Raw genomic sequence first — 287 nt, forward strand, 5'->3', positions numbered from 1 at the left:
AAACTTGCCGCAGCCTTCAGGATCTCGTTCGCCCGCTTCAGCTCGGCGTTCTCCTTCTTCAGCCGCTTCAGCTCGGCCGACTCCTCCGTAGTCGTCCCCGGCCGGGTCCCGGCGTCGATCTCGTCCTGACGGACCCACTTGCGCAGTGTCTCGGTCGTGCCGATGCCCAGCTTCGCGGCGACCGCTTTCATCGCGGCCCACTCGGTGTCGTACTCCGGCCGCACCTCGGCGACCATCCGCACCGCACGACGGCGCAGCACAAGCGGGTACTGGGAAGGACGTGCCAT

At 67.2% G+C, this 287-nt stretch carries 1 protein-coding gene; it reads right to left on the bottom strand.

Annotated elements, in window-relative coordinates:
* On the bottom strand, positions 1-287 hold a 287-nt coding region (locus tag H4N64_RS44315; RefSeq protein WP_186288280.1), incomplete at both ends, for a transposase.

Origin of the sequence: Streptomyces cupreus (assembly GCF_014257025.1) — a bacterium.
In the GTDB taxonomy this organism is placed as follows: domain Bacteria; phylum Actinomycetota; class Actinomycetes; order Streptomycetales; family Streptomycetaceae; genus Streptomyces; species Streptomyces cupreus.